We start from the raw sequence: 25,784 nt of genomic DNA, 5'->3' as shown, positions 1-25,784 counted from the left end.
TTAACCACACGCTTAATTCACCAAATTAAATCTGTGAAGCAGATCTCATTTCCCGATAAAGCTTGATCGTTATAGCTCTAACCATTAGAGTTGTTATTAATTGAACGTTCAATCAACATTCAAAAGCACAAATTTTTCACAAGAGTAAACAAAAAATAACAATAAGAATTAAATTCAGGAATTTGCTTTTATATGCCCCGTCCGCCAATGAAAACCGTCCGCCAACAACAGCTCATCGAAGCCACTCTTGTCTCTGTAGAACGTCATGGGTTGCACAATACGACTATCAATACTATCAGCGGTTTGGCAGGTTTATCTTCTGGGCTAATTAGTCATTACTTCGGCGGTAAACAAGGACTGATTGAAGCAACGCAAAAGTATCTGCTAGATCAACTAAAACAAGCATTATTGAGCCGTACCGCAGGCACAACACTATTACCACTAGAGCGACTGCACGCCATTGTTGAAGCCAACTTTACTGAGCTGCAGCGTTCAAAACCCGCAACAAAAACCTGGTTAAGCTTTTGGTCACAAGCCATGCACGAGCCAGGCCTTGCTAGGCTACAACACATTAATAGCCAGCGCTTATACAGCAACCTTCTGTTCTCTTTTAAACAACTCCTCCCTAAAGCCAACGCCATTTCCGCGGCCAAGCAGACAGCCGCGATGATCGATGGTTTTTGGCTACGTAGTGCGCTAAGCCCTACTCCAGAGAAAGAGTTTCAGCAGGCCCAAATTCTATCTAAAGCCTTTATCGAGGCAGTGATCATGCAGTACGGAGAAACCCGATGTCACTAGTCGTTTACCGCAATTATATTCACGGCAAAGCTCTCAAAAATACCACAGGCGAAACCTTCGAAGTTATCAATCCAGCTAATGGAGAGGTGAATTATTTAGTCGAAGTCGCCGATGAAACAATCCAACAAGCTGCGATTGAAAGCGCTAAAGCAGGTTTTGAAACCTGGTCAAAAATGACCGCCATAGAACGTAGTCGCATTCTACTTAAAGCCGTAGCACTGCTTCGACAGCGCAACGATGAGTTAGCAGCCATCGAAGTTCAAGATACAGGCAAGCCTTGGCAAGAAGCCTCTGTGGTCGATGTTGTCACAGGCGCAGACTCCATTGAGTTTTTTGCCGGTCTTGCCCCCAGTATTGAAGGCAATCAGCAAACTGTGGGTGATGACTTTTATTACACTCGCCGAGAGCCACTGGGCATTTGCGCCGGCATTGGTGCATGGAACTACCCGCTACAAATCGCTTGCTGGAAAGCCGCTCCCGCGCTGGCCTGCGGTAATGTAATGATCTTTAAGCCATCGGAAGAAACTCCGCTAGGAGCGATAAAGCTAGCCGAAATCTTTACCGAAGCAGGTGTCCCCGATGGTGTGTTTAACGTTGTTCAAGGCGATGGTCGGGTTGGCGCTTGGCTCACAAACAATGATGACATTGCCAAAGTGTCATTCACTGGCGAAGTTGGCACTGGCAAGAAAGTAATGGCCGCGGCGGCAAGTTCCCTCAAAGAGGTCACCATGGAGCTTGGTGGTAAATCACCGCTAATTATCTTCAATGACGCCGACATCGACAATGCAGTATCAGCAGCCATGTTAGGCAACTTCTACACCCAAGGTGAGATCTGTACCAACGGCACGCGCGTATTTGTGCAACAAGATATCTACCCGCAGTTTATTGAAAAGCTACTAACACGCACTCAAAACAATATCATCTGTGGCGATCCTATGGATCCAGCCACTAACTTTGGCGCGCTGATCTCAAAGGCCCACCAAGAAAAAGTACTGAGCTATATCGAGATAGGTAAAAAAGAGGGTGCCGAGTTATTAGCGGGTGGCCATGCGCTAACACCAGAAAATAGCCCTAATGGCTATTTTGTCGCGCCAACCATCTTTGGTCAGTGCCTTGATGAGATGACACTCAGTAAAGAAGAGATCTTTGGCCCTGTAATGTCAGTGCTGCCCTTTAGTGATGAAGAGGAAGTGGTTCGCCGTGCTAACGATACCCGTTTAGGACTTGCCGCTGGTGTATTTACCCAAGACATTACTCGTGCCCACCGCGTTATTCACCAGATGCAAGCTGGCATATGCTGGATCAACGCCTATGGCGCCTCACCTGCTGAAATGCCAGTAGGGGGTTATAAGATGTCAGGGATTGGCCGTGAAAACGGTAGTGAGACCCTAAAAGCCTATACCCAAATAAAAGCCGTATACGTTGGTATGCAGCCTCTTGAAAGTCCATTTTAAGGAGCTGATATGACGACGAATAATTCACAATATGATTATATTATCGTTGGCGCAGGCAGTGCAGGCTGCGTGTTAGCCAACCGTCTATCAGCCGATAGCAATAATCGTGTGCTGCTGCTTGAAACTGGCGGTAGCGACAGAAGCATCTTTATCCAGATGCCTACTGCGCTGTCAATCCCCATGAATACTAAAAAGTACGCTTGGCAGTTTGAAACTGATGCAGAGCCTCATCTCGATAATCGCCGTATGCATTGCCCACGCGGCAAGGTACTAGGTGGCTCATCATCGATTAACGGCATGGTGTATGTACGTGGCCATGCTCGCGATTTTGATGAATGGCAACAGCACGGTGCAAAAGACTGGGATTACGCCCATTGCCTGCCATATTTCAAAAAAGCGGAAGACTGGGCATTTGGCGGCGATGATTATCGTAGCATTGACGGTCCACTCGGTGTTAACAACGGCAACAACATGAAAAACCCGCTATACAAGGCATTTGTTGCTGCCGGTGTTGATGCCGGTTACATGGCAACTGATGACTATAATGGCGCCCAGCAAGAGGGCTTTGGCCCAATGCACATGACGGTTAAAAATGGGGTGCGCTGGTCAACAGCCAATGCATACTTAAGACCTGCGATGAAGCGTGAAAACTTAACGGTTATCACCCATGCTCAGGTGCACAAGGTACTGTTTTCAACCAAGCAAGGTGAAACGAACAAAGCCGTGGGTGTGCGCTTTGAGCGTAAAGGAAAAATGCTTGATGTGAACGCCAGCAAAGAGGTAGTGCTGTCCGCAGGCTCAATCGGCTCACCGCATATCCTGCAACTATCAGGTGTTGGAGCGGCTGATACCTTAGCCAAGGCAGGCATCGAGCAAGTACATGAGCTGCCGGGTGTGGGTGAAAACCTGCAAGACCATCTTGAGTTTTACTTCCAATTCAAGTGCCTAAAGCCGATATCGCTTAACGGCAAATTAGACCCACTTAACAAACTGTTTATTGGTAGCCGCTGGATCTTAAACAAGTCTGGTTTAGGCGCGACCAATCACTTCGAGTCTTGCGGCTTTATCCGCTCTAAAGCGGGTCTAGAGTGGCCAGACCTACAATATCACTTTCTACCTGCCGCAATGCGCTATGACGGCAAAGAAGCGTTTGCCGGGCATGGTTTTCAGGTGCACATTGGCCACAATAAGCCCAAGAGTCGCGGCAGTGTCAAAGTCATCTCAGATGATCCTAAGCAGGCACCCAGCATTTTATTTAACTACCTGTCTCATCAAGACGATATCGAAGGTTTTCGTGCCTGCGTGCGTCTAACCCGTGAAATCATCAATCAACCTGCGCTCGATGAATACCGCGGTGAAGAAATTCAACCGGGAACTCAGGTACAGACAGATGAGCAGATAGACAGCTTTGTAAGAAGCGCTGTTGAGAGCGCTTACCATCCCTCTTGCACATGCAAAATGGGCGAAGATCCCATGGCTGTTGTCGACTCTGAAACACGAGTCCATGGGCTGCAGAATCTTAGAGTGATTGACTCCTCTATTTTCCCGACCATCCCCAATGGCAATTTGAATTCGCCGACGATCATGTTAGCCGAGCGCGCTGCCGACTTAATCTTAGGTAATACGCCACTCGCGCCAAGCACAGCAGAAGTGATCATCAGCCAAGATTGGCAACAGCAGCAAAGGCTACGACCACCAGCAAGATAATCGCTTCGGCTTAGTAGGACGCGTCAGTAACTGTGACGCGACTAGCGCTAAGCCAAGCCCCTCCACAAACGAGATGAAGATGTTCGGCAATCCTTCTGCCGCCTCTTCAAACTGTTTACGTATAGGTAGCCAGCCTAAGCCACTGAGGCTAAATGGCACTAATCGCCACGTTTAATTTATCAAACCTTAACTGTCGTAAAAGCGGCAATTAAGGCTTGAGGGATTTTTGCAGCCAAAATTTGGCTAAAAGCGGGCATAACGATAATAAAAACAAGGGATAACCATGCTTTTTAATCAAGAGTTGTTTAATACAAATAAGTCAGGAGTTCAATAATGACCACTTGGCTAACTATAGGGATATTATTTACATTCGCTGCCATTGCCTTTGTGATCTACCGCTGGGGTAACGTCAAGTGTGTTGGTGTCACACCGGTGCGCACATTTACCTTTATCGCCATCCTGTTTACCTCAGGTTTGGACGTTGGTCTAATCATGTTCCCGCTAACAGAGTTTGCAGGCTACGCCGATTTAAGCGCGAGTCCTGAATATGGTTTTACCAACCCTCTGGCGATTGAATTTGGTTTCTGGGCATTTTTAATCTGGGCATTTTACTTCTTAACTTGTTTCTACTTTTGTGTCATCGAGCCACGAGTTAAGTTTTTCGAGATCCCAGTGATTAAGTTCATTAACAACCTAGTGATTATCGGCACCTGTGCCTTTACCGCTTATCTGCTATTGACCAATCTACCTTGGTATCTGCCCGAGATGGGCGATGGTGAGTCAATTGTCAGTAGCTTCTATCTGATCGTCTTTGTGATTATCGCTGCCGCCGTATACTCAAGCACCAGCATCCGTTATGTACGCCTACTTAGCTTAGCCAGCACCTGGTTATTCTTGGGTTTAATCGTACTGATGTGGGCTGGCGCGTTTATGTCAAAAGAGTCCGGTGCGGGCGAATTCGTCAATACCTTTGCCTTAATTGGTGACTACTTTGGCAATATCCACCACTTCGTACTGCCGATGAATGATTACCATGAGTTCTACCTATTCTGGTGGTTTGCTTGGAGCATCATGATTGGTCAGTTCACGTCACGCTTTGTCGGTGGCATGAAGACCTATCAAGTACTGATTGCCATGATGGTATTTCCATCTTTGCCAATTGCCGTATGGTTTACCGTTTTGTACTACTACAGCGCCAATGAAATCGCCACCACAGGCTTTTATAACCTCGCCATGGTCTTGGTCGGTGTCACCTTTGTGATTAACTCACTCGACTCTTTGATCCGTCTTTACACAGATAACCTAAACCTAACCGTTGAGCGCTTCGGTAAGACTAAATACATCATAGGTAACCTTGCCTTGATGAGTGCCCTAACCTTACTGTTCCAATTGAATTTCTTAGAGATCCAATGGGTTGGCGCACTTGCTATCGGTCTTATCCTAGGCTGTTTTGGATACATCATGGCGACAAAATATAAGAAAGTGGCTGCAATTGAGCACTCTCCTACAGAAAACAAAATTGATTTCAGCAAAATTGAATTAGCTAACTAAAAAGAAAAAAAGGAAAAGAAAGATAAATGATGAAAACAACAATTAAAAATCTAGCGCTACTGGGTCTAATCGCATTGCCAACAACGGCTATAGCCGGTGTTAGCTCAACGATTAATGCCACTTCTGACTACACCTTTAACGGTGTAAGCCAAACAGATAATGGCCCTGCTTTGCAGGCAAGCCTAGATTACGCCGCCGATGCGGGTTGGTATGTGGGTGCTTGGGCATCGAACGTTGATTACGGCTCAGGCGATGACACCTGGTTAGAACTCGATTTTTACGGCGGAATGTTCTTCCAGCTCAGCGAAAGCGTATCACTCGATGCCGGTATCGCTTATTACACTTACCATGGTGACTCGTTCTCAGATGAGTACCAGTATCCAGAGGTATACACTAAATTTGGCTATGGGTCATCGGTTGGTCAAACAGAGCTAAACTTCTGGTACACATGGGATTATTTTGGTGTAGATGCAGGCCATTACATCATGATGGCAGCGCACACATTTAGCATTGCCGAAGGTCACGACATTCGTATCAGTTTTGACCGTTCAACATCAACGGATGTGAACAAGTGGTCTTGGGATGGCAATAAATCTTATAACCATTACCGCGCAGAATACATGACAAGCTGGAAAGGGTTTGACTTTAACCTAGCCGTTGAAGATACCAGCATGGACATAGACACAGCCGATACTCGCGCCGTGTTATCGGTTGCAAGAACCTTTAACTTCTAAAGGACTCGTCGCACACTGAAGCTTGCACCTAGCATAAATAGTGCGGTATAACGCTGGTCGTTGTACCGCACTATTTTAATTACAGCGATAAAAGACAATCATATTCGCTCATTAATACCTATCAGTATAAGCATACCGGCAAAGGCCTTTTGGCCAAGGAAAACAGATGGAAAAGTACGAACAATTATTGATTTCACTGCGCCGAGTGATCCGGGCTATTGATATCCATTCACGCCAACTCAACAAGCAATCTGGCTTAACGGGTCCGCAGCTAATGGTGATGCAAAGTATTGAACAGCTTGAAACTCCGCTAGCAAAAGACGTCGCTAAAGAGGTCGCACTCAGTCCTGCAACTGTGACAACAATTATTGATCGGCTAGAAAGCCGTGAACTCGTCGTTAGAACACGCAGCGAGACCGATAAACGCAAAGTTATCCTATCACTGAGTGAGGCAGGTAAAGCATTACTGAGCAGCTCGCCTAAGCCATTACAAGAGCACTTTATTACACGCTATCAAAATCTTGAACAGTGGGAGCAAAGCCAACTGTTGTCATCAGTTGAGCGCATTGCCGCCATGATGGACGCCGAAGAGCTCGACGCCGCCCCAGTGCTGTTGGTGGGCCAAATTCAGGCAGATGAACAAACTTAACAGATGCCTGCTCTAACCTTTATCTAAAGTGAAGTAAGCTTTAATGTCATAAAGCTGCTGTAAGGGTCTTGCTTATAATCGGCAAACGGCGCGCACTCGCTAAAACCAAATTGCTCATACAACCTCTTGGCGGGTATAAACGCTGCCATAGAGCCGGTCTCAAGGCTGAGTCTTTGGTAACCTCGTAATCTCGCCTCACTGATAATATGATCCAACAGCATTTGGCCGACACCTTGGCGAAGAAACTTGTTCGATGTGCGCATCGACTTAATTTCACCATGGGTACGATCCAACTGCTTAAGTGCGCCGCAGCCCGCCAGTTCATCTTCTAACCATAGGCTCCAGAAGGTAACATCCTCAGCTTCCAAACCTGAGACATCCAGCGCATGCACGCTTTCTGGTGGCGAATGCGAGGCCATATCTTCATGGTGCGCTGCTAATAACTCAAGCACTTGTACATTGTCTAATTGACCGGTTTTTATTTGCATTGAATTCCCATTAGTACGATTAATTTTGGCCGTTAACTTACGATGGGTTAACTTAATTTAGCTGTAACAGATCCCACTTAGTGCCGTACAGATCTTCAAAAACAACCACAGTGCCATACTCTTCAACTCTTGGTTCTTCTTTAAAAATCACACCTTGAGATTGCATAAATTCATAATCTCTCCAAAAATCATTGGTATGTAAAAACATAAAAACTCTACCACCAGTCTGGTTCCCTACTGAGAACTTTTGCTCTTCAGTACTTGCTTGTGCCAACAACAAATTGGTTCCATTAGAATTAGGAGGCGTAACAAGTACCCAGCGCTTACCACCTCCTAAGTAGGTATCTTCAACTAAATCGAAACGCAATTTTTGAGTATAAAACGCAATCGCCTCGTCATAATCTTCAACAACCAGCGCGATAGCACCGATTTTCTGCTTTATCTGTTCTTTCATATTATTCTTTCCTGAGTTAAACCGCGATATTCATAAAGCTGCTTTAATCTCCATCGCCAGCAAGTGTGTTACAGGTTTTATTTGATAACAAGTATCGATGCCCGGCATATATCTCATCTTATCTTCAAGGCTTTTTCACTAACGCCTAGTGCCGTGGTATATTAGCGCCCATATTCATTCAGGTAGTAAAAAGGTCATTTCATGAAAATCGGTATTATTGGCGCTATGGAGCCAGAAGTTGCGCACTTAGTTGAGTCGATGCAAAATCCAAGCTCTACAACCATTGCGGGTATCGAGTTTGTTGCGGGTCAATTGGCGGGCAAAGACGTTATCGTTACTCGTTCTGGCATTGGTAAAGTCACTGCAAGTGTTGCGACTGCGCTACTTATCGAAAAGTACGCGCCAGATGCCATTATTAACACGGGCTCAGCCGGTGGTTTTGTTGATGATTTAGCCATTGGCGATATCGTTATTTCATCTGAAGTGCGTCACCACGATGTTGATGTAACCGCTTTTGGTTATGAAATTGGCCAGATGGCGCAGCAACCAGCAGCGTTTATCCCTGATGCTAAACTGGTTGCAGCAGCACAAAAAGCGGTTGCTAGCCTTGGCGAAGTAAAAGCGATTGAAGGTCTGATTTGTACTGGCGATAGCTTTATTTGCGATCCGCTGCGCACTAAGACCATGCTTGAGAACTTCCCAACAATGGCAGCATGTGAAATGGAAGGCGCGGCGATTGCTCAGGTTTGTCACCAGTTTGGCGTACCGTTTGTGGTTATCCGCTCACTGTCTGACAATGCTAACAACGACTCGCCTGTGGATTTTGACGAGTACATTGTAAAAGCAGGTCATCACTCAGCATTGATGGTTATCGCTCTGCTTGAGCAGCTTTAATAAGCTGCGTAACGCAAAGCTCTAAAATATAAGGATAGCGCAGCGATATGGTGCCAGAGTTTACTAAAATCTTTTCTCAAGATAGTCAGCTTTACACTGGAGCCTTAGTGTTATTAGTGTCAATTTTGTTGGCACGAATTGCCCCTCTTCCGCGCAATCTGCAGCCACTTGAATGGTTATCTCAAGTGGCTAAAAACTTAAGCACTAAAGTTAACCATGTCGACCGCGCCCCGTCACAGCAGTTAATCGCCGGCTCCCTAGCCATGTTACTGTTAATCGTTCCTTTTTGGGCAGTGATAAGTTTTCTGATAGAACTCGCTGAGTTCCCCTGGTTCTTTGAAGCCGTGGTGATTTACCTGTGCTTGCAGGACGATCATTTTCGCTATATTGCCAATGAAGTGATGATCTCGATTAAAGGGGACAATAAAGTTCGAGCCCGTGGCCTTTTAGAGCCTTGGCTAAATCGCAGCACCTATTCTCTTTCTAGCGTTGGTCTGTGTAAGGCCGCTATCGAACGACTCTCGACCACTTCAATCTACGGTACTGTTTCAGCCATCTTGTTTTATGCTATTGGCGGCATCCCACTGCTCATTGTGGCAAGAATGATTAAACAGCTTGAGTTTTGCTGGCCGGTTTATAATCCACTTTACCGCTTCTTTGGTATGCCTATATATATACTCAGTACTATAGTCCACTATATTCCAGCCAAACTATGGAGCCTAAGCCTTGCCATTCAAGGTGGCCCAAAAAGCCTTGCGACCCTGTTTCGCCCAAAAGTGAATACGACCCCATTAAATGAATATCAAACCTGCGAAGTTGTCGCCTGTGCATTAGCGATTGAACTTGGCGGACCAATTAAATTTAAAGAACTTAGGGTAGATACCCCGAAGGTGTCTTACGGTGCTCTCCCCGATGAAAATGATCTAGTTCGCGCGATTAAACTCAACTCAATCGCCTTTAGCCTTTGGGCTTTGGCTATTGTCGTCTTGCCGGGAATATGGGCACTGTTACGGGTAATGCAGGGGTGATTTCGCTGGCTTATAAACCTAAGCATTGAATTTTATTTAATTACCCCACTTTACCGCTGTTTATTTAGCCTGCGGATTGTAATCATCTTGTATAAATTGTTGGCGTTGGTATCATCCTTTAAACTTGTTGTGTTGACTCATTTTAGGGCTGAATCCATTGTTTGATAATATTCATGTTTCGCTAACCACGCCTGCTTTACTCTTTCCTGCCATCTCTTTGCTATTGCTGGCGTATACCAACCGTTTCTTTTCGTTAGCGGCACTTATCCGTAATTTGAGCGCTGATGGCAAGCCCATAAACCATAGCCAATTAAAAAACCTTCGTCAGCGAATTAGCATCATTAAGCGTATGCAAGAGTCTGGAGCATTAAGCTTCGCTCTGTGTGTGCTGTGCATGATTTTTATCTACGTTGGCTTTAACAAAGTCGGCGCGTTTATCTTTGGTTGTAGTCTATTCTTACTCTTGTATTCACTACTGCTTTCAGTGATTGAAATTCGTATCTCTGTCGATGCACTTAATATTCATCTACAAGAGTTGGATAAATGATCGATTGGATCTATTTTTTTGACCTTTGCGGTACAGCAGTATTTGCATTATCAGGTGCACTCGCTGCCGGTAGGCACAAAATGGACCCCTTTGGCGTACTGGTACTTGCGTCGGTAACCGCCATTGGCGGTGGCAGTATTCGTGACGCCCTGTTGGGCGCCACCCCCGTCTTTTGGATCCAGGACCCTAACTACATTACGGTGATTTTAATTACCGTGATACTGACCTTTATTTTTGTACGTAAGCCTAAACGAGTACCACGCTATATTTTACCTGTTGCCGATGCGCTCGGATTGGCGCTATTTACTGTAATTGGTGTAGAGAAAGCACTAAATTTAGAACTCAGCGGTATGACTGCCGTGATCATGGGTTTAATCACTGGTGTAGGCGGTGGTATTATTCGCGACCTGCTTTGTCAGCAAGTTCCTATGGTGCTTCGCACTGAGATTTATGCAACCGCATCGATAATGGGCGGGATCTGCTATACCATTAGCCTACATTGGGGAGCCGCCGATATGTTTGCTTTATTATTTGCAATGAGTACCGCACTCGTGATTAGATTAGCGGCAATCCGTTGGCACCTTTCATTACCTGCTTTTGATTTAAAGACACCACAATAATGAGATTAGCTTTTTTGAGTTTTGTATTTGTACTGTTTAGCTTTCCGGCTTTCGCTAATGTTGGCGACATGCCAAAAGAGCAGCAGTTGGCGATCAAGTATATTCAGGCGCTGACTCATCAAGATTATTCTAGCCTGAGCGCTTTTTACAATCGTGATAGCGTGTTTAACGATAAAACGGCCGGGCGTAAATACACTGGCAAACGCCACATTCTACAATTTTTAAAACGAGCCCACAGCGGCGTACTTGAATATGACTTTAACATTGAGCATATGTTTAACTCCGGCTCACTCGTGGTCTTGATAGGTAATTACCGTTACAAGGGCCCTGGCGAGCAATTTGGAAAGCCTGGGCGCATCATTAATATCGCCATTCCAGGTGTTACAACGCTAAGCTTAGACATGACTCATGAGCGGGTAAAAGAGCATCAAGATTTGATGGACTATCAAACCATGTCGGATCAACTCTCTGTTCAGTAACCCTTAAACCTCACAGCCGTTTTAACTCGCAATAACTTACCGACTCAGCTCACAATTTACTCGCAACGTGGAAACTTTTCTGCGTTCACCTGTCAAAGTATTAGGTACTTTGTATTTCGTAGGTTGTTATGAGTGTCATCAATGCTTTTCGAGCTATTATTATCTTGCTTCCACTGCTATGTGGTTCCGCCTTTGCGCTAGAGCAGCCCATAGTGGTGTCTTTTGCGGACCAACCTATCGTTAAGTTTAATCAAAAACTTGAGATCGCCCAGCACCAAAAACGCAGCTGGAGCACGCAACCAGAATCGATTTCGGCTCACTATGCAGGGACTAACTTCCTGCTCGCTAAAATTAAACAATACCAGGGCAAAGTGGTGACGTATAACGTCAGCGCGGCAAAAGGCGAACACCCTAAGATGTTATTGATTATTTCGATGGAAAAACACAAAGATAAATGGGTTTTAGATGCGGCAAGGTTAACTTGGCAATGTAAAAACGGCCTGCATTTTGGCACAGACCGCTGTTCACAGAACCATTAACGACAAGTTAATGGCTTTAGCTTTTTAAACAGGGGCACACTATCTAAACATGTTTATAGGTTTCGCAGCGCAGCCCTCTGATTTAATGCTTCTACACCAGAGTGATTTTAGCAAACTTACGCTTGCCCACTTGGAATACCGCTGAGGTACCGGCATTAAGTTGAAGACGAGTATCTTCAATCTTATCGCCATCAATCTTAGCTGCACCTTGCTTAATCATCCGCATTGCATCAGAAGTCGAGCTGACAAGCCCAGCTTCTTTTAGCAAGTTAGCAATCGCAATACCGTCACCAGCAGCAATCTCTAACTCTTCGATATCATCAGGGATATTGCCTTTTTGGAAGCGACTAATAAACTCTTGATGCGCAGCTTCAGCTGCCGCTTCGTCGTGGAAGCGTGCAATGATCTCTTTAGCCAGTGCAATCTTCACATCACGTGGGTTAGCACCCGCTTCTACGTCTGCTTTAAACTGCTCAATCTCAGTCAACGGACGGAAAGACAGTAGCTCAAAGTAGCGCCACATCAACACGTCTGAAATCGACATGATCTTACCGAACATCTCACCTGCAGGCTCGCTCACACCAATATAGTTGTGTGCTGACTTAGACATCTTCTTAACGCCGTCTAAACCTTCAAGCAGTGGCATCATGATCACAGTCTGTGGCTTTTGACCCGCAGATTTTTGTAATTCACGGCCCATCAGCAGGTTAAACTTCTGATCAGTACCACCGAGCTCAACATCAGCCTCTAGTGCAACCGAGTCATAACCCTGTAGCAATGGATACATGAATTCGTGGATCGCAATTGACTGACCTGAACCATAACGCTTTTTAAAGTCGTCACGTTCCATCATGCGGGCAACCGTTTGCTGTGAAGCAAGACGGATCATACCGGCAGCACCAAGCGGCTCTAACCAAGTAGAGTTAAACTCGATACGGGTTTTAGCTGGATCTAAGATCTTATAAACCTGTTGCTTATAAGTCTCAGCATTGGCAAGCACTTGCTCACGGGTTAATGGTGGACGAGTGCTGTTCTTACCACTTGGGTCACCGACCATACCAGTGAAGTCACCAATCAAAAAGATCACTTCATGACCTAGCTCTTGGAAGGTACGCATCTTGTTCAAAATAACCGTGTGGCCAAGATGAATATCAGGAGCGGTTGGGTCGGCACCGAGTTTAATTTTTAACGGGCGACCTTCTTTCAACTTCTCCAGTAGATCCGCTTCGAGTAATATCTCGTCGGTGCCACGTTTTATTTCTGCTAATGCTTGCTCTAAATCAGCCATATCGGCGCTTACTCCTGGGAGCCTAATCAAAAAAATATGGGCACTCATGTTACTTGTTAGCAAGCACAAATGAAAGTGTGTACACTAAAGGGATCAATAAGAAAGAGTGAATTTGGTATCAAGGTCAATGGGAAAGGTTATAACTTTATTTAAATTACTGCCAAAATTACATCAAATGCTCTTGTGCGGTTTAGTTTTTGTCACGCTAATCATTATTTTTTTGCCGTCCGATGATGTGCAAGCGTCCAAGCAAACGCCATCAGCAAATGGCGAATATGACGTTAATACCCGTTATGACGTGCCGCTGGCTTTTAGAAAACCAACACCACCATCGGCAGCGATGAGCGAGTCGACCCCGACTGAGCGCAATAACACCCGTATAGCCACTCACATAGAGAACGGTCTCGAACAAACCAATAAGCAGCCACTCGCTCAAGCGTCTGAGAAGCCCCTTGCTGCCATTGCTGTTACGCCAACATTAAACGAAAAACGTTTCCAAGTTAAAAGTGGCGATACTCTAGCAGCACTGTTTACTCGTGCAGGCTTAACGGCAAAAGATGTCTATGATGTCACCCAGCTCCCTAAAGCTAAAAAAAATCTACTGAAAATCATGCCTGGCGATAATTTAGTTATTGCTAAAAGTGAAGACGGCAAACTGGTTCAACTTAGGTATCATCTCGACAAAATCACCACCCTAATCGTTGATAATGCCCCAAGCGGTTATCAAGAGCACATTGTCACTAAAAAGGTTGAAGCGCGCTCTAAATTTGCCAGTGCGACCATTGAGAATAACTTCTGGAATGCAGGAGTTAACGCAGGACTGACGCCAAATCAAATCATGCAGCTAGCCACCATTTTCGGCTGGGATGTCGATTTTGCCTTAGATCTTCGTAAAGGCGATCAGTTTGCGATGATCTTTGAAGAAGAGTATGCCGATGGCGAGTTCTTAAAAAACGGTAATATTCTGGCGGCCGAATTTACCAACCAAGGCGATCGCTATACCGCAGTTAGGTATAAAGACGGTACCTACTACTCAGAAGAGGGCCGCAGCATGCGTAAAGCCTTCTTGCGCTCCCCGGTGGACTTTAAATATGTCAGCTCAAGCTTCAACCCCCGTAGACTGCATCCAGTAACGGGCCAGGTTAAGGCCCACCGAGGTGTTGATTACGTTGCCGCTGTTGGAACTCCGATTAAAGCGGCGGGTAACGGCCGAGTTATTAAGTCTAGTTATAATAAATACAATGGTAACTATGTGTTTATTAAGCATAACGATACCTATACCACCAAGTATCTTCATCTGACCAAGCGTAATGTAAAAACCGGACAATCAGTTAAGCAGGGGCAGATTATTGGTACCCTTGGCTCCACAGGCCGGGTAACAGGCCCACATCTTCACTATGAATTTATCGTTAACGGCGTTCACCGCAATCCTCGCACCATTAAGTTGCCTAAATCTGAGCCTATCGCAAAGAAAGAAAAGGCCCAATTTGCTACGCTTAGTAAGACAATGATGGCAGAGCTTGAACATAACAAACAGGTACAGATTGCAGCGCATTAGCGCTGCTGTTCTCTTTAGCACTGCCAGCGTTTTTTCGTTGCTGGCAACAAGTACCCATTAGGTTTATAGGTCCAATACGATGAATAACAGTTATTACATAGGCTTGATGTCGGGCACCAGTATGGACGGCGTTGATGCGGTTCTAGTGAACTTTGACCATGACCAGCCAAGCCTTATTGCAACTCATACAGAAGAGTTACCCCGTGCTTTACTCAGTAGCCTACAAAAGCTTTGCCTACCGGGTAACGATGAAATAAACCGCCTTGGTCACCTCGACCGCACGATGGGAAAACTATTCGCCAAGGCCGTCAATGCATTGCTTGAAAAAGCCAACGTCGATAAGTCGCAGGTCATTGCCATCGGTAGCCATGGGCAAACCGTACGCCACATGCCTAATCTTGAAATGGGCTTCACCCTACAGATCGCCGATCCTAATACTATTGCTGTTGAAACTGGCATAAATGTGATTGCTGACTTTAGGCGTAAAGATGTGGCTCTTGGTGGCCAGGGTGCACCTTTAGTGCCCGCTTTTCATCAACACGTGTTTGCTAGCCCAAACCACCCACGCATTATCCTCAATATCGGCGGCATTGCTAATGTGACGTTCTTGCCGGGTAACACTCAAGATGTCACCGGTTTTGATACAGGTCCGGGTAATGGCTTAAGTGATGCCTGGATCCAGCATCAGCTTGGACAACCCTTTGATAAAGATGGCGAGTGGGCAAAGTCAGGAACCACGGATCAACAGATGCTGCAGCATCTACTGTCACACCCCTACTTTGCGCTTGCAGCGCCTAAAAGTACCGGGCGAGAGCTATTTAACCAAGCCTGGGCCGAACAGCAATTATCTGAATTTGGTCATTTAACTGAAGCCGATATTCAATCTACCCTGCTTGATTTAACCTGTTACAGCATCGCCAATGACGCTTTATTGTTATCAGATAATGCTGAGCTCTATGTCTGTGGCGGCGGAGCCTATAATTGCGAGTTAATGCACCGCTTACGCAAGCTGCTCCCCAATTACAAGGTGGTCACGACCGCAGAGCTAGGTATGGACCCACAATGGGTTGAAGCCATTGCTTTTGCTTGGCTGGCGATGAGACACCACAATGGTTTACCGGGCAACTTACCTGCGGTGACCGGCGCCTCTAGAGAAGCAATACTAGGCTCTTTCCACCCTGCAGATTAATCTATTATCCTATAAAGTTAGCGAATAGAATTAGTCTATACAATTAGCCAGTACGCTCATCTGTACTGGCTATCCTTACTGCAAAAAAACGACTTAATGTTATTTTTAATCTGCCTGCAATTCAATTTAATACAGTAACTTATGCTGTAGCTTTATCACATCACGCTTGTAGTTTTGCGATAAGGTCATCAGCAAGCTGTTATTACTGCTGATATAAGTCATCGCTCCTGAGCGTGGAATACTGCCCGATGGTAACTTCAAAATAGGCGTGATAAGCCCAGTATTGAATCGCCAAAAATTAATGAGCTGAAATCCACTACGACTCTTTCTAAAATAAACCCCTTTATCGGTTGCGACCCAGTTATAGCCTTCTCCGAAATGATTGGCACTGATCAGCTCGTTTAACTCACCAGGATTTGTCAGCGACAGCATCCACAGGCCGTTTTTACCAAGCTGGGTAAAGACTAATTTATCTTCTGCTATCATCTTGCCTAAACGCATATCGATTGGGCTTATCACCTGAGGTAAACGGTTATCAAGATAGAACTCAGTGATGCCATCTTTACTGCTTGCCAGCACCATATCATCATTCCAGCCCCAACTTGGACGGTTATGATCAAGGTACGGCGTCGCAAGAATGCTGATATTAGAGGTATTCATATCTAACACATGAATTTTATTGCCCTCATTTTTATCATCCGGTGCTAAAAAGGCCACCTTAGTGCCATCATGGGACCAGCTTGGATAAGCCACGCGGCGCTTGAGGTCTGTATGTTGCCGCCTTTGATTACCGTCTGCGTCGCTGCTCCAGATCTCGTTAAAGCCAGTTTCATTCGACACATAGACAATACGCTTAGTGATGGGTGAGTAATCAGGATTACGATAGCTGTATTCAACTTGTAACAGTGGAAAGGTTGCTGTGGGAATCGATTGTTCTAGTGCAAACGAAGCCACCTGATAGTCGCGCATATAGTTGGAGTAGACCAGCTCATCACTATGAGGGATTGATCGCGGGTAGCTCATACCTTCCACATCTAACGGCAAGATCTGTTTATTATCAATGCCCACTATATAGCCATTTCTGACCCCTGAATTTTCTGTGCTAAAAATCAGGCGCTCACTATCTTGATGCCAACTCAGGCCACGAATATCTTCCAAGCCATAAGTTAAGCGTTGCTCCTCGCCTGTTTGGGTATGTAGTATAAAGATATCTTCCGAAATGTTACCAAATCGGCGCGCAACAGCGAGCCAACTGCCATCGGGACTAAAGGCCACATCTCGGTCTCGGTAGCTGCAATTCTCAGTACAAGATAAGCGTTTAGGCTCTTCGCCTTGGGTGAGTAGAGACAACTCATAAAGACCCGAACCAAATCCCTCTCCCCCGTCCCAGATATACACTAGGCGACCACCGTCTGGAGCAATATCGATAGCCGAACTATAGGTGTAACAATCACCGAGTTTACGAGCTTCATTACTGTCTAAGTCAAGCTGAGTCAAATAACACTTATCCTCACTGCGATGCTCTGAACCATAATACAGCGCGCTGCCAGTAGCACTCCAAACAGCTCTAATTTCTGCTGTTTTTGTTGAAGTCAGTCGTTTTGGCGTTTCGGTAGGATTTTGCAGATCTTTAAGATAAAGGCTGGCGTATTTGTTATTACCACGACTGCCATACACTAGCCAACGACCATCGGGGGAAACCGCAGGGTAAAGCTCAGATCCCGCAGCAGAGGTTAAATTTTGCTTAACTGTCGGCACGTATCGAATACTGTCTTGATATAAATGATAGCCCCAAGATATTGCTATTAAAGCTAAAACTAGCCCACCAGCAAATGCCAACCTTTGATTAAACTGGGTTAAACGGCTAATCTTCAATTGAGCCTGTAAAAACAGGTCTAGCTCATCGACTAAGTCAGCATCGCTAAACTGGGGCTCAAGCAACAAACGGTAGCCCATCTTACGTACAGTCTCTATAACTTGCTCACTATCACTGCTTTGAACACTGCCTTGATTAAGCTGTTTTCGTAGATGCCAGATAGCATTAGTTAATGCTTTACTGCCAACATAGCTATTACCTTCCCAAATATTGTCTATTAGCTCTTCTCGAGTAACCACTTTAGGGTATTGCCGAGCAAGATAGCTTAATACTTCAATAAATTTTGGCTGAATGGAGACTTTGTTTGAAGGTTCGTCAGTCAATGCCGCATCAAAAAAATTAAGACTGTTATCGCTAGGGTTAACCTCACAAAGTCCTAATCTAAAAATGGCCTCTTTTTTTATTTCTCTCATTAATACTCCTGCTACCGCTCATATTTCTGTCATCAACAATCTCAAACCCGACCTAAAATTCACATCTATTCAACATAGATATTGCGATAACAACAGCACCAAAATACACACTAAGCCAGTGAAAGTAAAAACAATAGAGATTAAATAGACATATAAACAACAAATAAACGACCCAACATCGATTGCCGTTCACTTACAAATTAATTACAAATGGTTGCAGTTGATAACCAGCAGTAGATAAATTGGAAAATCGACAGTATTCATCCCTGGAATGACGCGTTTAAATCATCTGAGATTTTACAAAAAAATGATTAACGTGTTTGGGAAAATTATAAAAATAAGGACTGCAATCAATGAAATCGAAGATGAAACCTAAGATGAAACTTTCAGCATTAAGCCTGGCCATCAGTATGGCCGCGCTAACACCATCAACTTTATTCGCGGCTGAAGCCGCAGATAAGAAAGCAGCAGATCAAGAGATGGAAAAAATTGAGGTAACAGGATCACGTATTAAACGTGCTGATTTCGAAGGTGTCCTGCCTGTTACTGTTATTACAGCCGACGACATTGCCAACAGCGGTCTTAACTCTATTTCAGAAGTACTGCAATCATCTGTCGCTAACACTGGTGGTTCACTTAATGGTGAGAGCGATGGTTTCACAGACAGTGCTAGCTCAGTTAACCTACGTGGTATGGGCGCCAACAGAACCTTGGTTCTTATCAACAGCCGCCGTCAAGCCTCTTTCCCAAGCGCTGCAGGTGGCACCTCAAACTTTGTTGATGTATCAGACATTCCTACAGCAGCAGTAGAACGCATCGAAATTCTAACCGGTGGTGCATCGGCAATTTATGGTTCAGATGCCGTTGGTGGTGTAGTCAATATTATTCTGAAAAAAGAGTACGAAGGCGCGAAAGTTTCAGCTAAATATAATGATCCAACTCAAGGCGGTGGTGAGCAACTCGATCTGTCTTACCTGCAGGGCTTTAATACCGATAAGAGCCAGACGCTATTAATTCTTGAATACAAGAAAGTAGAGTCAATTCAAACCTACCAACGTGATGAGCTTTACAGCCCAGCTTACTATGAAGATGAAGACGGTGACCTTCGCTGGGGCGCTGGCCCATATGGTGACGCTTCAGCATCTAGCTGGGCTTCATGGGTTCGTGACTACGGTAAAGTGTATACCAGCGACAAATATAGCCCTGTCGATGAAGCACAATGCACCAACCTATTTGGTGATAAAGGCATCTACACTCCAGCGGGTTCTTACGATTGTTACTATGACAAATATGCTGACCGCGGCCTGCAATCTGCTTATGACCGCGTAAACTTAGTTTTAAACTCTACTTACGACTTAAATGATGATTGGCAGCTTTACGGCATGATCAACGCATCATACAAAGAAGCCACCAAGTACAAAGATGAAAAAGGTTTCGGTGCATACATATATGAAGACGAAGCCACTGGTGCAATGAGCTACGACAAGTACGAATTTGACGATTACAACAAATTCCAGATGCGTCGCCGTATGGAGGAGTTTGACGGTCCACGTACTTACGATACCCAAAATACTAAGGCATCTGTCTCATTTGGCGCTGACGGTAATATTGGTGATTATGAGTTAGATATCTCCTGGTCAAGCAGCTACAACAAGTACGAGAAGCAAAATCATCATATGGTGAAAGCGGATGCACTGCTAGACATTGTCACTTTCGACCCAAATGACACAGATGCTGCTAAGTGGTACCCAAATAATCAGCTTACGACCGAGCAAGCGAATATGCTTATTGGTGATTCGACTAAAAATTCAGACTCTAGTATGCACCAGTTCCAGGCAGTGTTTGCCGGAGACTTAATGGAGTTACCGGCCGGAACCGCAGGCTTTGCAACTACAGCCGAGTGGGCACGTGAAAGCTATGAAGATACCCTAGATGAAGTGACTTCAAGCGGCGGTTATATCGGTATGGGTGGTACCGGTGGTAAGGGCGACCGTGACCGCGTCGCTGTAGCGGGTGAGTTACAGATCCCACTACTGGCTAATATGACGGGGGTTAGGTCTCTAGACCTATCTGCAGCACTGCGTTACGACCAATATTTAGATGATTCAGATGTAGGCGGCGCAACCACGCCACAAGTAGGCCTATCATACCGTCCGATTGATGAAGTCATGGTTCGTGCCAACTGGGGTAAGAGCTTTAGAGCACCAGACATGCACCGTTTATACGCCGGCCTCACTCGAGCTTACGGTTCTACCTCATACCCGCATCCAACCATTCCAGATGAGGTCTATGAAGATAATTACAGCAGCATAAGCTCAGGTAATGTCAACCTTGAAGAGGAAAAGGGTGAATACTGGAACTTTGGTATTGTCGCCAACATAACCGACAATGCAGACATCACGGTTGACTGGTGGAACATCGAACTTGATGGAGCAGTAAAAACGATCTCAACCGATGAGATGTTAGACGACGAAGCCAAGTATAAGCAAACAGGCAACTACACTAGCTGTGACCAAATGGATGTTGTCGGTTACCTAACAGAACTCGATGATGATGATATTGAGAACATCTCTTGTATGCGTAAAGGTCCAATCAACAGTGCTTATGAGGCATCTGAAGGTATTGATACTAGCTTTAACTACCAATTCCCAGAAACTGCTATTGGTGACTTCAAGTTTAAAGTTGCTGCCTCTTACCTAATTAAGAAAGAGTACCAGGAGCGCGTCGATAGCGAAATTGAAGAGCAAACAGAGACCGATTACTTCCCTAAGTGGAAAGGTAATGCGAGCCTAAGTTGGAATTATGAAGACTTCAGTGCAACGGTTGCTTACTACTACACTGGTGAAGCAAAAGGAACTGACACCTTTACCCTTATCGATGCCGATGGCGAAGAGTATGAGGAAGATGATTACACTGATACGCTAGATGCTTATCAAGTCGTCAACATTACCTTGAGCTACTACGCACCTTGGAGAGGTCGATTCACGGCAGGTGTTAAAAACCTAACCGATGAAATGCCACCTTTGTACGATGAGCGTAACGACAAGCATAATGACTGGCCTTTCTATGAAGATGACAACAGCAGCTACTCAAACGTTGGCCGTAGTCTGTTCATTGGTTACTCTCAGAAGTTTTAATCTCGTAGATATATAAACAAGTAGTTACCCAAACGACTTGAAGTTGTGTCTTCAGGTTGTTTGGACGTAAACCTCCCTTTTATGACGAGAAATAAGCGCCCAATGTTGGGCGCTTATCTTTATCGCCACGAACATCGTCACTATCCCTATTATCAGGAGATAAGAATGTCTCTAAACCCGCTCTTAATGAATGCCCTGATAGCCATTTGCAGCCTGCTATTATTCAGTTCAAATGCGTTGAGCAATAGCTATCAATTACCGAGTCAGGCACTGCAAAATGTAGTTGAGCAAACTAAAAATGTAAGTACTCGCTTATCTCAAGACAAACAATGGCTGGCGGTACTGACCCCAAGAAAACATTTATCAATTCAAGCACTGTCGCGCAGCGAGCGAAAACTCGCAGGCCTTAGAGTGTCTACGGCTCAACTCACACCTAGCCGAGTTAAATATAGCTATATCGCTATATCGCTTATCAATATTGCTAAGCAAGGCGCCGCAATAAAACCTATTAAGATTCATTTACCCAAGGGGATGCAAGCTGCCAGTGTGAACTTTTCGCCAGATAGCCGCTACTTAAGCTACATTGGCCTTACTCAAGCCGGCGCGAATATCTATGTTTACGACATCAAAAATGGCCACAGCCACAAACTAACGAGTCAGCGCCTCAATGCCACTTTAGGGCTTAAGTACATCTGGCAAAATGACAGTAAGGGAGTGTTTACTAACTTAGCTGTCACAGCCTCCTTGTTAGAATCAGAACACACGCCTATCGCGCCCAACATAAGCGAAACCTCTGGGCAAAAAGCGCCTCGTAGAACCTATCAAGATCTATTGCAAAACCCTCAGGATGAGGCTGAGTTCTCAGCATTAACCACCAGCCAACTGAGTTTTATCGCCCTTGATGGCAAGATCACTCCAATCGGCAAACCCGCCATCAATATTAGCTATAGCTTGTCGCCTGATGATCAATACCTGATCGTGAAGCGGATTTCTGCACCTTTCTCCTATATGGTGAAATATTACGATTTTGCGCAAACGGTTGAGCTGTTTAATCGCGCAGGAGAACAACTGCAAACCCTTGCCAAATTAGAGAGCAGTGAATATCGACCACCGGGCAGTGACTCAGTGCGAAAAGGGCTACGCATGATCCATTGGCGCAGCGATAAACCCAGCAGTCTCGCCTTTGTTAAAGCCTTAGATAAAGGTGATAGCCGCATAAAAACCGCTTATCGTGATGAGCTGCTTCAGCTTGAGGCGCCCTTTACTCAACCAGCAATAGCATTAACTAAAACGCCATGGCGCATAAGTAAGATACAGTGGGCAGAGCAAAACATGGCACTTATCACAGAGCGCCAATCAGATAAAAAACAGATGCGAGTAAGTCTTTTAGATACCTCAAAAGCCAGTGATAACTCACTCGCGCTTTGGTACCAAAAGGCAATTCGCGACACTTATAAAGACCCAGGCCAATTGTATCGACAGACTGCAAAACTCAATGGTCAAAGCTTAGGCCGAGTTATCAAGCTGCATAATAACGGACTGCTACATTATGGTTTAGGGGCATCCCCTGAGGGTTACCAGCCATTTTTAAAGTCATCCCCCCTCGTTATTGATAAAACATCATTGGCAATCAATGATTCAACAACGCTGTGGCAGTCATCACCTCTACAGCTAGAAAGCATCAAATATATTGTCAACCTCAAACCACTAACACTTATCATTAGCAGGCAAACCGCTGATACGCCGTCCCACCTAGTAATGCTTAATGTCGACTCGGGGCGCGAGCAGCTACTGTACCAAAATCAAAATAAACTAAACGCCTACCAAGGCATGAGCAGGCAACTGATTAATTACCATCGGGAAGACGGCCTCCCCTTATCTGGCGTACTTTATCTCCCTGCTGGCTATAGCAAAGATGACGGTCCTTTGCCGGTACTCATGTGGGCTTACCCACGTGAATACAAAAATGCAGAGGTCGCCAGCCAGATCAACTACTCGCCCAATCAATATAACCAGATTAGCCCTAAAGGCCCGGTGCCTTTCGTGGCTAAGGGGTTTGCGGTTTTCGATAAGGTTGCCATGCCGATAGTCGGTGAGGGGAATGAAAAACCTAATGACAGTTTCCGTCATCAATTAGTCGCCAACGCTAGCGCCGCCATTGATACCTTGGTCGAGATGGGAGTAGCTGACAGAGAACGGGTGGCTATCGGCGGACACTCTTACGGCGCCTTTATGGTCGCAAACCTGCTTGCGCATTCAGATTTATTTGCTGCTGGTATCGCTCGAAGTGGTGCCTATAATCGCACCTTAACGCCATTTGGCTTTCAACATGAGAAACGTAATTTCTGGGAAGCCCCTAGCCTATATCAACAAATATCACCTTTTACCCATGCAGATAAAATCGATGAACCACTGCTATTGATGCATGGTGAAATGGACTCAAACTCTGGCACCTACCCAATGCAATCGGCAAGACTATTTAAAGCGATCAGAGGACTCGGTGGCCAAGCACGATTAGTGACTCTGCCTTATGAAAGTCATAGTTATAAGGCCAAGGAGTCGATCATGCACATGCTTTGGGAGCAAGAGAGTTGGCTTGAGCAACACCTTAAAACAACCGAGCTTGTCAGGGGCAGTGAAGCCTTTAACAAGGCCAAGCCCGCTCCAACACACGTTACGTTTCATTAAGCCCCCCGAGTTTGACTCATTTGTAATTACTGACTCAAACACGGACTCACGATAAAGATAGGGATAATTGCCCGGCTTATTAAGCCGAGCAGCCCATACCGATTGGCTAATAAACAAACCCTTGTTAACCACTCAAAGTCTTGCTGTCTATCAAGGCGTTGAGTGGGACTTCAATGCAGCAATATATTTAGCCACGTCTTCTCTTTTTTTAGGATAAGCAGACTATGACTTGTTTAGATACCGCTCTACGAATATCGGCAATTTGTTCAAGCGTCATTTATGGCGCCCTGTTTAGTTCAGTCACAATGGCACAAACCGATGACCCATTTGCTCCTGTCATAGCCGCAGAGTACTTACCCAAGAATATTATCTACCTGATTGGTGATGGTATGGGACCTGCGTATACCACAGCCTACCGTTACTATAACGACAACCCTCAAACCCAAAGAGTCGAGAAGACTATTTTCGACCAACTGTTAGTTGGCATGTCGAGCACTTATCCTGACGATGACACTGTTGTCACCGACTCTGCAGCGGCTGCGACGGCGCTCGCAACCAGCAACAAAACCTACAACGGTGCGATTTCGGTTGACCAGCAACACAGCAATTTCCCTACTCTGCTAGAAATGGCAAAATCCCAAGGGAAAACCACTGCGGTAGTGGTCACCTCGCAAATTAATCACGCCACTCCAGCAAGTTTTCTCGCTCATAATGAAAGCCGCCGTAACTACGACCAGATAGCCGACAGTTACTTGAGTAACCTTATAGATAAAAGACCCGTGGCCGATCTTATGCTCGGTGGAGGTACGCAATACTTTGTACGTGATGACAAAGACCTCACCCAAGAGTTTCAAGAGTACGGCTACCAATACATAGACAAACTCAGCGACTTAAATAGCATCGAAGGTTTACCTGCCTTAGGCTTATTTGCACCAAAAGGCTTACCTGCCGCCATTGAAAGTGAAGATCCGCTGAGACTCACAACCATGACACGTAAAGCCTTAAGCCTTTTGTCCGCAAAAGGTGCCCCGTTTGTCATGATGGTTGAGGCAAGCCAAATAGATTGGTGTGGTCACAGTAACGATATCGCCTGCGCGATGAATGAAATGGATGACTTTGCCAACACACTAAGCCTGGTTAAACGCTATGTCGATAATCACCCAGATACTTTATTGGTCGCGACAGCGGACCATTCTACAGGCGGCCTGACATTAGGCACCGACGGCACCTATCAATGGAAAGGCCAATTGCTGCATCAAGTACATAGCTTACCAAGCACGATGGCCAAACTCATCATTGCCAGCCCCGATGTATTAAATGACTTAGCCGCATTTAGCACGTTTTTACGACCCCATATCAGTATTGCTATCGAAGATAAAAAAATAGACGGGCTAAGAAAAAAGCTTAACTCTCGCTTATCTCACTACAAGCATGAAAAGCAAATAACTGACGACCTTAAACAAGCAATTGATAAGCTGACCTATACTGGATGGACAACAGGGGGCCACGACGCCATCGATGTACCCATTTACGCTTACGGTAAAGGCGCACTGTACTTTAGAGGCCATAAAGACAATACCGAAATTGCCGCGACGCTTATTCAGATGGTGCAAGATGAGCGTTACAAGGTTAATTAGTCTGTCTTATCTGCATTATAATGATGAGTCATTGGCATTGTCAGATAATAAAATTC

Annotated in this window: 21 protein-coding genes; 17 read left to right on the top strand and 4 right to left on the bottom strand. The window is 45.3% G+C overall.

What is annotated here, in order from left to right; all coding sequences use genetic code 11:
• Window positions 1–192 precede the first annotated feature (192 nt).
• The 6 genes from betI to ACVBJC_RS08240 all read left to right on the top strand — a co-directional run bounded on the left by betI (window position 193) and on the right by ACVBJC_RS08240 (window position 6,893).
• Window positions 193–798 (top strand): transcriptional regulator BetI, encoded by a 606-nt coding sequence (betI, locus tag ACVBJC_RS08265; protein WP_447160396.1) that lies wholly within the window; start codon window positions 193–195, stop codon window positions 796–798.
• Window positions 789–2,252: a betaine-aldehyde dehydrogenase gene (gene betB / locus ACVBJC_RS08260; protein WP_447160395.1), complete on the top strand. Its 1,464-nt coding sequence runs from the start codon at window positions 789–791 to the stop codon at window positions 2,250–2,252. The genes betI and betB overlap by 10 nt, the downstream gene beginning before the upstream one ends.
• 9 nt (window positions 2,253–2,261) lie before the next feature.
• Entirely contained in the window at window positions 2,262–3,959 is a 1,698-nt protein-coding gene (gene betA / locus ACVBJC_RS08255) for a choline dehydrogenase (protein WP_447160394.1), read from the top strand.
• A gap of 333 nt (window positions 3,960–4,292) precedes the next feature.
• The gene (locus ACVBJC_RS08250; protein WP_447160393.1) at window positions 4,293–5,510 is read left to right on the top strand and encodes a BCCT family transporter; all 1,218 of its coding nucleotides are present in this window, start codon (window positions 4,293–4,295) and stop codon (window positions 5,508–5,510) included.
• A gap of 29 nt (window positions 5,511–5,539) precedes the next feature.
• Entirely contained in the window at window positions 5,540–6,244 is a 705-nt protein-coding gene (locus tag ACVBJC_RS08245; RefSeq protein WP_447160512.1) for a TorF family putative porin, read from the top strand.
• Window positions 6,245–6,410: 166 nt separating this feature from the next.
• A complete protein-coding gene (locus tag ACVBJC_RS08240; protein WP_447160392.1) occupies window positions 6,411–6,893 on the top strand; it encodes a MarR family winged helix-turn-helix transcriptional regulator in 483 nt (160 codons plus the stop codon).
• Between the two features lie 23 nt (window positions 6,894–6,916).
• Here the strand turns inward: ACVBJC_RS08240 and ACVBJC_RS08235 are convergent, their stop codons facing one another.
• Complete coding sequence (locus ACVBJC_RS08235) at window positions 6,917–7,381, bottom strand: GNAT family N-acetyltransferase (RefSeq protein ID WP_447160391.1); 465 nt, start codon at window positions 7,379–7,381, stop codon at window positions 6,917–6,919.
• 52 nt (window positions 7,382–7,433) lie between these two features.
• Window positions 7,434–7,835 carry a VOC family protein gene (locus ACVBJC_RS08230; RefSeq protein WP_447160390.1) on the bottom strand — a complete coding sequence of 134 codons (402 nt, stop codon included), beginning with the start codon at window positions 7,833–7,835 and terminating at the stop codon, window positions 7,434–7,436.
• A gap of 201 nt (window positions 7,836–8,036) precedes the next feature.
• Here ACVBJC_RS08230 and ACVBJC_RS08225 point away from each other — a divergent pair, with 201 nt between their 5' ends.
• The 6 genes from ACVBJC_RS08225 (at window position 8,037) to ACVBJC_RS08200 (ending at window position 11,942) form a co-directional block, all read left to right on the top strand.
• Window positions 8,037–8,729, top strand: coding sequence for a 5'-methylthioadenosine/adenosylhomocysteine nucleosidase (locus ACVBJC_RS08225; RefSeq protein WP_447160389.1), 693 nt, complete (start codon window positions 8,037–8,039; stop codon window positions 8,727–8,729).
• Between the two features lie 47 nt (window positions 8,730–8,776).
• Window positions 8,777–9,757 carry a cobalamin biosynthesis protein CobD/CbiB gene (locus tag ACVBJC_RS08220; RefSeq protein ID WP_447160388.1) on the top strand — a complete coding sequence of 327 codons (981 nt, stop codon included), beginning with the start codon at window positions 8,777–8,779 and terminating at the stop codon, window positions 9,755–9,757.
• Between the two features lie 169 nt (window positions 9,758–9,926).
• Window positions 9,927–10,304 (top strand): DUF2721 domain-containing protein, encoded by a 378-nt coding sequence (locus tag ACVBJC_RS08215; RefSeq protein WP_447160511.1) that lies wholly within the window; start codon window positions 9,927–9,929, stop codon window positions 10,302–10,304.
• A complete protein-coding gene (locus ACVBJC_RS08210; RefSeq protein ID WP_447160387.1) occupies window positions 10,301–10,924 on the top strand; it encodes a trimeric intracellular cation channel family protein in 624 nt (207 codons plus the stop codon). Before ACVBJC_RS08215 ends, ACVBJC_RS08210 begins: the two co-directional genes overlap by 4 nt.
• Window positions 10,924–11,403, top strand: a complete 480-nt coding sequence (locus ACVBJC_RS08205; protein WP_447160386.1) for a nuclear transport factor 2 family protein — start codon at window positions 10,924–10,926, stop codon at window positions 11,401–11,403. The genes ACVBJC_RS08210 and ACVBJC_RS08205 overlap by 1 nt, the downstream gene beginning before the upstream one ends.
• 128 nt (window positions 11,404–11,531) lie before the next feature.
• Window positions 11,532–11,942: a hypothetical protein gene (locus ACVBJC_RS08200; protein WP_447160385.1), complete on the top strand. Its 411-nt coding sequence runs from the start codon at window positions 11,532–11,534 to the stop codon at window positions 11,940–11,942.
• A gap of 91 nt (window positions 11,943–12,033) precedes the next feature.
• Here ACVBJC_RS08200 and tyrS read toward each other — a convergent pair whose 3' ends face one another.
• Window positions 12,034–13,230, bottom strand: a complete 1,197-nt coding sequence (tyrS, locus tag ACVBJC_RS08195) for a tyrosine--tRNA ligase (protein WP_447160384.1) — start codon at window positions 13,228–13,230, stop codon at window positions 12,034–12,036.
• 127 nt (window positions 13,231–13,357) lie between these two features.
• On the opposite strand from tyrS, the gene ACVBJC_RS08190 reads away from it, so the two are divergent.
• Both ACVBJC_RS08190 and ACVBJC_RS08185 read left to right on the top strand, forming a co-directional pair.
• Window positions 13,358–14,788 carry a peptidoglycan DD-metalloendopeptidase family protein gene (locus tag ACVBJC_RS08190; protein ID WP_447160383.1) on the top strand — a complete coding sequence of 477 codons (1,431 nt, stop codon included), beginning with the start codon at window positions 13,358–13,360 and terminating at the stop codon, window positions 14,786–14,788.
• A 79-nt stretch (window positions 14,789–14,867) separates the two neighbouring features.
• Window positions 14,868–15,977: an anhydro-N-acetylmuramic acid kinase gene (locus ACVBJC_RS08185; RefSeq protein WP_447160382.1), complete on the top strand. Its 1,110-nt coding sequence runs from the start codon at window positions 14,868–14,870 to the stop codon at window positions 15,975–15,977.
• A gap of 126 nt (window positions 15,978–16,103) precedes the next feature.
• Here the strand turns inward: ACVBJC_RS08185 and ACVBJC_RS08180 are convergent, their stop codons facing one another.
• Window positions 16,104–18,266, bottom strand: a complete 2,163-nt coding sequence (locus tag ACVBJC_RS08180; RefSeq protein ID WP_447160381.1) for a winged helix-turn-helix domain-containing protein — start codon at window positions 18,264–18,266, stop codon at window positions 16,104–16,106.
• A 353-nt stretch (window positions 18,267–18,619) separates the two neighbouring features.
• Between ACVBJC_RS08180 and ACVBJC_RS08175 the strand changes: the two genes are divergently transcribed.
• The 3 genes from ACVBJC_RS08175 (at window position 18,620) to ACVBJC_RS08165 (ending at window position 25,728) form a co-directional block, all read left to right on the top strand.
• Entirely contained in the window at window positions 18,620–21,403 is a 2,784-nt protein-coding gene (locus tag ACVBJC_RS08175) for a TonB-dependent receptor domain-containing protein (protein ID WP_447160380.1), read from the top strand.
• A 165-nt stretch (window positions 21,404–21,568) separates the two neighbouring features.
• The gene (locus ACVBJC_RS08170) at window positions 21,569–24,091 is read left to right on the top strand and encodes a prolyl oligopeptidase family serine peptidase (RefSeq protein WP_447160379.1); all 2,523 of its coding nucleotides are present in this window, start codon (window positions 21,569–21,571) and stop codon (window positions 24,089–24,091) included.
• A gap of 305 nt (window positions 24,092–24,396) precedes the next feature.
• Entirely contained in the window at window positions 24,397–25,728 is a 1,332-nt protein-coding gene (locus tag ACVBJC_RS08165) for an alkaline phosphatase (RefSeq protein WP_447160510.1), read from the top strand.
• Window positions 25,729–25,784: the final 56 nt, after the last annotated feature.

It is taken from the genome of Shewanella sp. 0m-6, assembly GCF_052977325.1.
This window is presented reverse-complemented; position numbering and strand designations above follow the sequence as displayed.